This window comes from Mesorhizobium sp. M0870 (genome assembly GCF_040319775.1).
GTDB lineage: Bacteria > Pseudomonadota > Alphaproteobacteria > Rhizobiales > Rhizobiaceae > Mesorhizobium.
This window is the reverse complement of record NZ_JAMYOI010000023.1, coordinates 103813-113279: the sequence shown is the minus strand read 5'-3', so window position 1 is coordinate 113279 and position 9467 is coordinate 103813. Positions and strand designations below refer to the sequence as shown.

Genomic DNA, 9467 nt, shown 5'->3' with positions numbered 1-9467 from the left:
GAACCTCCCGGCGCAAAGCACGCCAAACTGTTCGCGATGTCCTCGCACACCTGTTCGCGATGTCTCCGGTCCAAACACCCCCTTGAGGGGGAGATGTCGCCGAAGGCGACAGAGGGGGTCGGTACGACGGGACGCGACCTTCTGGCTTGAAGAGAGAATGCTAGCGCTCCATGCGAGACGACCCCCTCTGGCCTGCCGGCCATCTCCCCCTCAAGGAGGGAGATCAGCAGCTTCGCCACCTGCTCTCAACTTTTCCATTCCTCACCCCAGCGAGACCCCATGACCGACACCCGTGCCCGCGATATCCTGTCCCGCCAGTCCGAGCTCGAGAGCGAGCGCAGCCAGTATGAGGCTGTGTGGGAGCAGGTGGCGGAGTTCTGCGACCCCGATGCGCCCGATATCTGGAGCGGCCGCCGAACCGGCAGCCAGGACTCGCAGGCGGAGCGGCAGGAGCGGCGCGGCGCCCGCGTCTATGCCAACACCATCAACTCGGCCGCCAATCGGCTGGCCGCCGGGCTGGAAAGCCTGATCATCCCGCAGTCGGAAAAATGGCACGGGCTGTCGACGGCGGCCATGAATGACGAGGAGACCGACGAGGAAAAGGAATGGGCGGAGGCCTTGCGCGATTTCCTGTTTGCGCTGCGCTACTCCGCCAATTCGAATTTCGTGCCGGCGACGCAGGCCTGCCTGCGCAATGTCGTGCGCTATGGCCCGGCCTATCTCTATGCCGAGGAAGGGTTCGGCGCGACGCTGATTCGCTATGCCTCGATCCCGGTGGTCGAGGGCTATCTCAGCCGCAACCGCTGGGGCCAGGTCGACATTTTCCACCGCCGCTACGAGCGCACGGCGCGGCAGGCCGCACAGCTGCTCGGCTATGAAAAACTGCCGGCGCAGATCAAGGTTCTGGTCGACGATCCGGCCAAATGCGAGACGAAGATCTCGCTGATCCAGTGCATTGAGCCGCGCGACGAGCGCAAGATGTACCGGCTCGGCGGCCAATACCAATATCTCGACACGGCCTTCGCCTCCTACCACGTCATCGAGGACGAGGAGGAGATCGTGCGGGAAAGCGGTTTTCGGACCTTTCCGGTGTCGACCTTCAACTGGCGCCGCTACGAGGGCGACCCCTATGGCATTTCGCCTGCTATCGAGGCGCTGACGACCGTGCGCGAGGAAAATGCCGTGCGCCGTTCGGGCTTGCGTGCCTTGCAGCAGATCACCGATCCGGCGACCGCCTCGAAGGCCCGGCTCGACTACGTGCCGGTGCTCAATCCGGGCGAGAATTATCCGGGGCTGATCGACGACAATGGCCGGCCGCTGATCGCGCCAATCTCGACCGGGCAGAACCCGACCTATGCCTTCAACTACGCGCAGAGCCGCGCCGACGAGATCCGCGACATGATGTTCGTCAACCTGTTCCAGACACTGGTGCAGAACCCGCAGATGACGGCTACCGAGGCGCTGATCCGCCAAGAGGAAAAGGGCGCGCTGCTGGGGCCGTCCGGCTCGATCATCCAGGCCGGCTTCGCCAGCAATCTCGATCGCGAGCTCGGCATTCTGGAGGACAAGGGGCTCTATGACGAAGACAGCCGCTTCGTGCCGCCGGAGAGCCTGGCCGGCAAGGCGGTGCGGCCGACCTTTACCGGCCCGCTCGACGTGCTCAGGCGCTCGGCCGAAGCGCGCGACACCATCCAGGTGGTGACGACGGCCATGCAGATGGCGCAGTTCGATCCAGGCGTGATGGACAACATCGACAGCGACGAGGCGATCAAGATCGTGCAGAGCGCCGGCCGCAGCCCGCAGCGCATCTTCCGCCGCAAGGAGGAGGTCGACGGCCTTCGCGACGCCCGCGCCAAGGCAAGCCAGGCGCAGGCCGGCATGGCGGCGATCGCCACCGCCGGCAAGGCCGCCAAGGATGCGGTGCCGGCAGCGGTGCAGGCGCGCGACAGCGGCCTGCTCGACGGGTTGCAAGACATGCTGGGCGGCGCCCAAGATGCGCAAAGTGGTCAAAGCGGGCAGCCCGTCGGCCCGACGGGTGGTGGCGCATGAGCCGGAAACGCTTTGCCCATGCCGGGCAGGCCGGCAGCCCTGCCAGGGCGCGCGACGCGCTGGCCAAGGCCTATCTCCGAGTGTTTTCCGGCGAGGACGGCGAGATGGTGCTCGCCGACCTCGCGGCGACGACCGGCTATTACCGGCGTCCGTCCTATGGCGAGTGGATGGCGCGGACACGGACGCCCAACGGGTTCGAACTGCACAGCGCCTTGAGCAATGCGCGGGCCGAGGTGGTGCAGCACATAATGGGGTTCCTAACGCTCGATGACGCGCAGCTGGTGGCGCTGGAGAAGGCGGCACGGGCGGAGGAGCGGTAGCTGTTCGCCGACGCTGTCCCGCCGACATTCCGATCAATCGGACGCGCCCGACATAGCGGTCGCCGCGGCTCCGCGACGTGGCCGCGCTGACGACGAGCAGAGCCGACCCGCCCGGGCAGCACCGCTGCTCCAGGATTCTTCCAAAAATCGATCCGACAAAACCCGCGAACGCGACAGCCAGCGTACGACCCGGCCGTGCCGTGCTCGCCGGCGCGCCCTTTTTGTTCAAAGCCAGTTGGGCAGGAAACAGCCGATGGTCAGCATCATCCCCCTCTCCATTGCCCAGCGCCGGCTCGATACCGGCAATGCGGTGCAATACCCGCAGGGATCGCCGATCGGCGGCGCCATGCAGGGTCTTCGCGACCAGTTTTCCGCTGTCGCCGAGCGCTATCAGCAGATGAAGGAGCAACAGGAGGCGTTCGACGCCGAGCTGGAACGGCGCCGGTTCAACGGCCGGATCGCGCAGGCGGAAGATGAGGTGGCGGCGAACGCGCCGGCCGACGGCGCCGGCCTACATGAGACCATGTACGGCCAGGTCGATCCGCGCACCGGCCGGGTGGTCAAGACAGGCCTGTTCGACACGCTATTTGACGTCGCCTTGCCTGATATGCCCGAGAGCCAGCGCGCCAACTTCGCCAGGCAGAAGCAGGTAATGCGCGCGGTTGGCGCGCGGCGCATGGCGCTGCGGCAGCTCCAGCGCCGGCAGGACTATGAGTTGGCCGAGGTCGACACGGCGCTGAAGACCAGCGCCATCGCCATCGGCAAAGCCAATCCCGACGATCACGTGACCTTCGAAGCAGCCCGCCAGGAAGGGCTCGACCTGATCGACAAGATGGGGCTCGACCCAGGGATCAGACAGCAGAAGGTGAAGGATTGGTTCGGCACTGCGGCCAAGACGCGCTTCGAGGCGTTGATCGCCAAGGATCCGAAACGGGCGTTGGAGATATTTGGTGTCGGGACGCCGGCCTCCGGCAGCGAGGCCTCCGGCGACCGCCTCGGCAAGAAAACACCTGATGAAGCAGTGGCGCAGGCGTTTAAGGACCGTGCTCCGGCGCCCGATCTGATCGCGACCAAGCCGGCAGCCGACCATCTCGCCGACCTATCTCCAGATGACTTTCAGCGGCTGATCGACCAGGCACACGCCGCGACCACGGCCCAACTGATCGAGGCGCGCACCAACATCGCCCTCGCTTCGCAGAACGCTCCGGACGCAATCGCCAATACGGGCAGCTATTCCGGCAAGATGCCCAGCCCCGCTGACTTCGCGGCCGTTTATGGCGCGGAGGAGGGCGGCAATCGGTACCAGGACTTCAGCGTAAAGATGGATGTCGGCCGCCAAGCCTTTGGCATGCGGACGATGCCCATCCAGGCGATCCACGCAGCACTGCGTGATGCCGAGCCTGCGGCGGGCAGTTCCGAGGACGAGCAGACACGGTATCAGGTTACGGCTGCCGCTGCGCTCAAGACTCTGGGCATGAGGCGGGCGGACCCTGCTGGCTACGTTCGCGATGTCTTCGCCAATGTCGACGCCGCGTGGAGGGCGGCAACGAGCCCGGACGGCAACGATCCGGCCGCCTATCAAGTCGCAATTGCCCGTTCTATTGCTGCTCAAGAACAGTTGGATTTTGAGAACATCCAACCCTTGCCAAATTCATTCTCGGCCGACCCGACCAGCGCACTAGATATCCGTGAACTGCTGCACCATGCGAGCGACACGGAAGCAGGTACACTAGATGCATCAACCGATGCGTCTGAACCGAATTCGGGGAGCGGGCAACGTTCTGAGGCGTTGGAGAACCAGCAGACCGCGTCCGCAATGTATGAACAAAATGAGAACATCTATCCTTCCGTCGAGGTAGCTGGTATATCAAAGTCAGTCGCGAGGAATTTGTGTATCGACTTTTGCACCAACGCCACACTGCCCACCGGCACGTACGACGGAGCACCATTCCACTATTGTATGGCCAGGTGTATGGAAAATTACGGGCATTGAAGGACGAATTAAATGGTAGACAATCTCCGCAGAGATGATGCAGAGGCTATTGTGCAATTAATTCTTGGCACCTCTAAGGCTCTGAATGAATTCTTGCTTGATAGAAGAGATTTAAGGAGCAAAGAAGAATTCGATTTCCTCAAAAAAATCGTTGGAAGGCTGATGGGATTTCAATATTTCGAAGTGGTTGAAGTTGTTGGTAGTAAGTATAAAGACATCGTAGAAAATTTGCATGGACCGGCCTCTAAGTCAGATTTCGATTTTCCTGAGATCAATAAATTATGAAAATATATTATTATCTTGAGCCAGAGGTATCTGGTGGTTTTGGCGATAACATCATTTTGGACGCGAGTGTCCATCCCCCTCTCGTAACCCGTTTACATTATGAGTTTGATGGGTGGTTGGGGGACAGGATGGTGGCGTCATTCCCGTGCTATCTAGTCACCGAAGATGTTGCAGAGAAAATTCTCAAGAGTGAATTTTCAGGCGTAACCTTCGACAAGGTCGAGGTGACCACTTCTGAATTGTTCGAGGAAATGCAACCGGACCAGAAGCTTCCGCCCTTCGTATGGCTGAAAGTGAACGGGGATGCCGGTCGCGATGATTTCGGAATGGCGAAAGATCTCCGCCTAGTCGTTTCCGAGCGCGTGCTCGATGCCCTCAAGCCATTGGGGATCTCCAATGCCTTGATTGAGCCTTTTGAAGCGTCTTGATGGCCTCGGCCCTGGCTCTTTGGGGGGCGGTGTTGAAGCGATGGATTGCTGGCCTGAGGGCGAAATTCGCGGGAGAGACACATGAGGCGGCACGGGGGGCATCCGACCAACGGGTCGACCGGATACTTCAAAATAAGGCCGAACGTCGCTGGCGGGATCGGCGAAAACACCGTTCTCGACTCGAGCGTCCATCCGCCAATCGTGACCAAGCTTCACTATGAGGTAGAAGGCTGGTTCGGCGATGTGATCGTTGCGACATTCCCCTGTTTCCTCGTTACTGAAGAAACCCAGCGCGCACTGCAGAAGATGGGCTTTTCAGGTGCGACGTTCGCCGAGGCCGAGGTGACTACCTCGGAAGAGTGTCAAGAGGATCAACCCGGGCTGGAGCTACCACCTTTCGTCTGGCTGAAGGTAAACGGGAAGGCTGGCCGCGACGATTTCGGGATCGCAACACCCTTCCGTCTCGTCATTTCTAAACGCATTCTTGATTTGCTGGAGTCGTTGGGAATACCGTTTGCAGTGGTCGAACCCTACGAACAGTAACGGGATCGCGCTTTTTAATTGCGATGACAGTTCATTTGTCGGCTGCACCGATGTGACTGCAGCGAACGTTTGGGCTGAGAACTGGAAAATAGTGCACTGTCACCGCAATTCGGAAAAGGGTGTCGCCAAGCTGGAACACCCCTCATCCGGCCGCTGCGCGGCCACCTTCTCCCACAGGGGGGAGAAGGGAAGATCAGCGCCTCAATAATCGCCGTTGTAGTACCGGTCGTCGCAGGGTGCCGTGTAGATGCGGCCGCGGCGGTCCTGGTAGCGGCACATCTGTTCGCCGCGGCGCTGCGGCGTGGTGGAGCTGCCGACAACCGCGCCGAGCAGGGCGCCGGCACCGGCGCCGATGAGCGTGCTTTCGGTGTTGCCGCCGATGGCCTGGCCGACGAGGGCGCCGCCGGCGCCGCCGATCAGCGCGCCGGTCCCGGCCCGCTGCTGCCCCTCGGTCTGCGCGCAGCCTGCCAGTGCTGCAGTCATCAGCACGGCGGCTATGGCTTTGTGAAAGTTCATGTGCGGTCTCCCTTGAAGGCCTGAAATCCCTATGGCTCGTCCCGTGCGTTCGCATTGCGGCGGAACGGGGGCACGCGGCCTCACGATATAAGACATGGTTTCTCGGGCGTTGATGGGCCGAGGGCCGAAAACACCTCTTTCGAACAAGGCGCTAGCGCCGCTCCTTGTCAAAATGATTCAGCCTTCGATGGTTCGGCCCGGTGCCGGGGTTCACTCGGTCGGGCTTCCAGAATTTCACTCACCAATGGAGAAATGCCATGACCCGAGGTCTTCCCCGGACGCTTGTCCGCGCCGCCGCCCGCGAGGCCGGCCTTGCCCCGCCCAGGCCCGGCCTGAAAGCCGTCACCACAGGGCAGGGCGGATCGTATCGCACCGTCTTCACCTTCGCCGGCATGCAGGTGCCGGTCACCGATGCGCTGGCCTATGCTGCCCAAAAGATCTTCGACTTCATCGAGGGCAAGGTGCGCATCAAGGGCGGCACGGCAAGATTGCAGTTCGCTGTGCTCGGTACCCGCGCGGCGACCATCAACGACAATGCAGCGCTGAACTGGTCGCTCGGTTCGGCGGCGGCATCGAGCGCGACGCTGGCTGGAACCATGGTCAATGTGCTGGCGTCGACGGCCCGCACGCTCGACGGCGCCGGCGCCGCACTGTCCACGGCTTCGGTTGCCGACATCGCCGCCGCAGTGACGCTGGATGGCACCACGACGCCGGTCGATCTCCATCTCAACCTCGCGTTTGCAACCGGTTCCGATATCGACGCTGACGGGACGATTGCCGTGACCGGAACAATCACGCTGCTTTGGGAGAACTGGGGCGACGTCTAAGCGCTAATCTCCCCCCTCGAGGGGGAGATGTCGCCGAAGGCGACAGAGGGGGTCGGTTCGACTGGGCGCGACTCCCGGCGACGAATGAAGTTGGCGCTCCACGCGCGGCGACCCCCTCTGGCCTGCCGGCCATCTCCCCCTCGAGGGGGGAGATACCAAGCTTTGCCGTCGGGTCTTTTCTAACCTCAACAAAGGAATCTCACACATGACAGATCTGGCAGACGCCGGGTCCGTGGCGGCGCGTGCGCAGCCGGCGGGCAACCCGGCACAGTCACCGGCAGGCGCGGACAACGGGTCCGCCGCGCCTGCCGCCAAAAGTTGGTTTGACGGTCTTTCCGAAGGCAACCGCAAGCTCGCTGAAACCAAGGGCTGGACCAAGCCTGAAAGCCTCGATCGGGTTTTCACATCCTATGCGGAGCTGGAGCGGCAGCAGGGTGAGAGCCTGCGCGTTCCCGCCCCGGACGCATCGCGGGAAGACTGGGACCGGTTTCATGCCCGGCTGCCCGAGGCCATGCGTCCGGTCACCTCGTCCGAGAAGGTCGAATACATCAGGCCGGAAGGACTGCCGGAAAACTTCGCCTATTCGGACGAACTCGCCAACGCATCCAAGGCCTGGGCGGTCGAGGCGGGTGCTTCGCCGAAGACCGCGCAGGCCTATCATGACAAGTTCGTCGGCTACATGGCCGAGCAGGCCGCGCGTCAGGAAACCGCGCTCGCCCGCTCGGTCGAAGCCACCCATGACGACCTTGTCAGGGACTGGGGACCGACCGACAGCGACGGCTTTCGCCAGAAGCTGGAGGTCGCCAACCGGGCGATGAAAAAGCTCGGCCTGGTCGACGCCTACAAGGCGAAGGGCATCCTTCTGCCCAACGGGGCGCTGACCGATCCGCAGATCGCCAGGGCGTTCCAGGCGATCGGCGAGGCGATGTTCCGCGAAGACACGATCGACGGCGGTGCTGGTCGGAGCGGAGCCAATCCGTTCAAGCGCAACGCCGCCGGCGAACGCAACCTGACTGATATCTCAGCCCTCGTCAAAAGCGACCCCGCCCGCGCCCGACGGCTGGCTCGCGAGGCCGGGGAGAACCCCGACCGCTGGATGCCCAACAACCCGCGCTGACGATCGATCAGCCGCACTGAAACGCCCCTCATCCGGCCGCTTCGCGTCCACCTTCTCCTCGTCAGGGAGAAGAGGCGCGCCGACGTCGCAAGTCTCCTCTCCCCCGGAGAGGTCAGCCGAGCGAAGCAGAGGCTGGGTGAGGGGGCACCCGCCGCCAACCCAAACCTGAAGGAAGAGAAAAATGGCAGATGCCTACACCCGTATCGCGGACGCGATCGTTCCGTCCGTCTATGCGCAATATGCTTTCGAGGAACATGTGCAGTCGCTCGAGATCTACCAGGCCGGAATCCTGTTTTCCGACCCGGCCATCTCGTCAAAGCTGTCGATGGGCGGCCGCTCCGTCGACATGCCCGGCTGGAAGGACCTCGGCAACGATCCGTCCGAACCGGTCAATGACGATCCGGCTGATTCCATCGAGATGAAGAAGATCGGCTCGCGCCGCGAGGTCGCCGCCCGCAATGTCCGCGCCCAGGCGTGGGGCGTTCCGGACCTGACCTCGATCCTAGCCGGCGACGATCCGCAGAAGCTGATCGTCAAGCGGCAGACCGAGTACTGGCAGCGCGCCAACAAGCTGACCCTGCTCGGCATCCTGAAAGGCGTCGTCGCTGACAACGTCGCCAATGACGGCGGCGACCTGGTGCGCACCACCGGCGCCTCCATCGTCGACACCGACATCATCGAGGCCGCCTATCTGATGGGCGACCGCGCGGACAAGTTCAAGACGATCTGGATGCACTCCAAGCAGATGAAGGCGCTGAAGCTCGCCGACCTCATCGACTATGTGCCGTCTTCCGAGCAGGGCGGACCGCTGATCCCCTATTATATGGGTCTGCGGGCCGTGGTCGACGACGATATCCCGGTCACGGCGGGCGTCTACACCGCCTTCATGTTCAAGGACAAGGCGATCCTGTGGAACGAGCTGCCGGTCAACACCGAGGGCGGCCCGCTGGAGTTCGACCGCAAGCCGCGCCAGGGCCATGGCGGCGGCATCACCGAAATGGTCGGCCGCCGGCATTTTGTGCCGCATGTGCCCGGCACCCGCTTCCTCGACGCCTCCTCGGCCGGCGAATTCGCCACCGATGCGGAACTGGCGCTGGCTGCGAACTGGGACCGCACCGCGTCGAGCGTCAAGAACATGACGTTCATCGCGCTGAAGACGACCGAGGCCTGATAGGACCGAGGCGGGGGGCGGGGGCGATGCGCTCCCGCTTCTTTTCTAAACTTGGCGCCGACCATGTTCCGATCCTGGCGTGACAAACAGAGCCGGAATCCGTCGCCGGCACAGGATTGGCCCGCCGAATCAATGCGTGGGCAACACGCTCGTTGGCGGCCTCTCCAAAATCCGGATCCGACGAAGGCATCGGCCTCGAGCGCCATTGCCGGCCGTGC

At 62.9% G+C, this 9467-nt stretch carries 10 protein-coding genes; 9 read left to right on the top strand and 1 reads right to left on the bottom strand.

Annotated elements, in window-relative coordinates; all coding sequences use genetic code 11:
- Positions 1-279 precede the first annotated feature (279 nt).
- From NKH97_RS24530 to NKH97_RS24505, 6 genes are all read left to right on the top strand, one after another.
- Positions 280-2049 carry a portal protein gene (locus tag NKH97_RS24530; protein WP_352798943.1) on the top strand — a complete coding sequence of 590 codons (1770 nt, stop codon included), beginning with the start codon at positions 280-282 and terminating at the stop codon, positions 2047-2049.
- Positions 2046-2369 (top strand): Bbp19 family protein, encoded by a 324-nt coding sequence (locus tag NKH97_RS24525; protein ID WP_352441229.1) that lies wholly within the window; start codon positions 2046-2048, stop codon positions 2367-2369. Before NKH97_RS24530 ends, NKH97_RS24525 begins: the two co-directional genes overlap by 4 nt.
- Positions 2370-2622: 253 nt before the next feature.
- Entirely contained in the window at positions 2623-4362 is a 1740-nt protein-coding gene (locus NKH97_RS24520) for a hypothetical protein (protein WP_352441228.1), read from the top strand.
- Positions 4363-4374: 12 nt separating this feature from the next.
- A complete protein-coding gene (locus NKH97_RS24515; RefSeq protein WP_352441227.1) occupies positions 4375-4647 on the top strand; it encodes a hypothetical protein in 273 nt (90 codons plus the stop codon).
- The gene (locus tag NKH97_RS24510) at positions 4644-5075 is read left to right on the top strand and encodes a hypothetical protein (RefSeq protein WP_352441226.1); all 432 of its coding nucleotides are present in this window, start codon (positions 4644-4646) and stop codon (positions 5073-5075) included. The genes NKH97_RS24515 and NKH97_RS24510 overlap by 4 nt, the downstream gene beginning before the upstream one ends.
- Before the next feature lie 81 nt (positions 5076-5156).
- Positions 5157-5618, top strand: coding sequence for a hypothetical protein (locus NKH97_RS24505; protein WP_352441225.1), 462 nt, complete (start codon positions 5157-5159; stop codon positions 5616-5618).
- A gap of 201 nt (positions 5619-5819) precedes the next feature.
- On the opposite strand, the gene NKH97_RS24500 is transcribed toward NKH97_RS24505, so the two are convergent.
- On the bottom strand, positions 5820-6134 hold the full coding sequence (locus NKH97_RS24500; protein WP_027040217.1) for a YMGG-like glycine zipper-containing protein: 315 nt from the start codon (positions 6132-6134) through the stop codon (positions 5820-5822).
- Positions 6135-6391: 257 nt separating this feature from the next.
- On the opposite strand from NKH97_RS24500, the gene NKH97_RS24495 reads away from it, so the two are divergent.
- The 3 genes from NKH97_RS24495 to NKH97_RS24485 all read left to right on the top strand — a co-directional run bounded on the left by NKH97_RS24495 (position 6392) and on the right by NKH97_RS24485 (position 9249).
- Positions 6392-6961: a hypothetical protein gene (locus NKH97_RS24495; protein ID WP_352441224.1), complete on the top strand. Its 570-nt coding sequence runs from the start codon at positions 6392-6394 to the stop codon at positions 6959-6961.
- A 205-nt stretch (positions 6962-7166) separates the two neighbouring features.
- Positions 7167-8078, top strand: coding sequence for a hypothetical protein (locus NKH97_RS24490; protein WP_352441223.1), 912 nt, complete (start codon positions 7167-7169; stop codon positions 8076-8078).
- 181 nt (positions 8079-8259) lie between these two features.
- Positions 8260-9249: a Coat protein gene (locus NKH97_RS24485; protein ID WP_352554723.1), complete on the top strand. Its 990-nt coding sequence runs from the start codon at positions 8260-8262 to the stop codon at positions 9247-9249.
- Positions 9250-9467: the final 218 nt, after the last annotated feature.

What these genes read in the sequence shown, in the direction of transcription:
- NKH97_RS24530 (WP_352798943.1), top strand. Translation starts at nt 280, where the DNA reads ATGACCGACACCCGTGCCCGCGATATCCTGTCCCGCCAGTCCGAGCTC.
- NKH97_RS24525 (WP_352441229.1), top strand. Translation starts at nt 2,046, where the DNA reads ATGAGCCGGAAACGCTTTGCCCATGCCGGGCAGGCCGGCAGCCCTGCC.
- NKH97_RS24520 (WP_352441228.1), top strand. Translation starts at nt 2,623, where the DNA reads ATGGTCAGCATCATCCCCCTCTCCATTGCCCAGCGCCGGCTCGATACC.
- NKH97_RS24515 (WP_352441227.1), top strand. Translation starts at nt 4,375, where the DNA reads ATGGTAGACAATCTCCGCAGAGATGATGCAGAGGCTATTGTGCAATTA.
- NKH97_RS24510 (WP_352441226.1), top strand. Translation starts at nt 4,644, where the DNA reads ATGAAAATATATTATTATCTTGAGCCAGAGGTATCTGGTGGTTTTGGC.
- NKH97_RS24505 (WP_352441225.1), top strand. Translation starts at nt 5,157, where the DNA reads ATGAGGCGGCACGGGGGGCATCCGACCAACGGGTCGACCGGATACTTC.
- NKH97_RS24500 (WP_027040217.1), bottom strand. Translation starts at nt 6,134, where the DNA reads ATGAACTTTCACAAAGCCATAGCCGCCGTGCTGATGACTGCAGCACTG.
- NKH97_RS24495 (WP_352441224.1), top strand. Translation starts at nt 6,392, where the DNA reads ATGACCCGAGGTCTTCCCCGGACGCTTGTCCGCGCCGCCGCCCGCGAG.
- NKH97_RS24490 (WP_352441223.1), top strand. Translation starts at nt 7,167, where the DNA reads ATGACAGATCTGGCAGACGCCGGGTCCGTGGCGGCGCGTGCGCAGCCG.
- NKH97_RS24485 (WP_352554723.1), top strand. Translation starts at nt 8,260, where the DNA reads ATGGCAGATGCCTACACCCGTATCGCGGACGCGATCGTTCCGTCCGTC.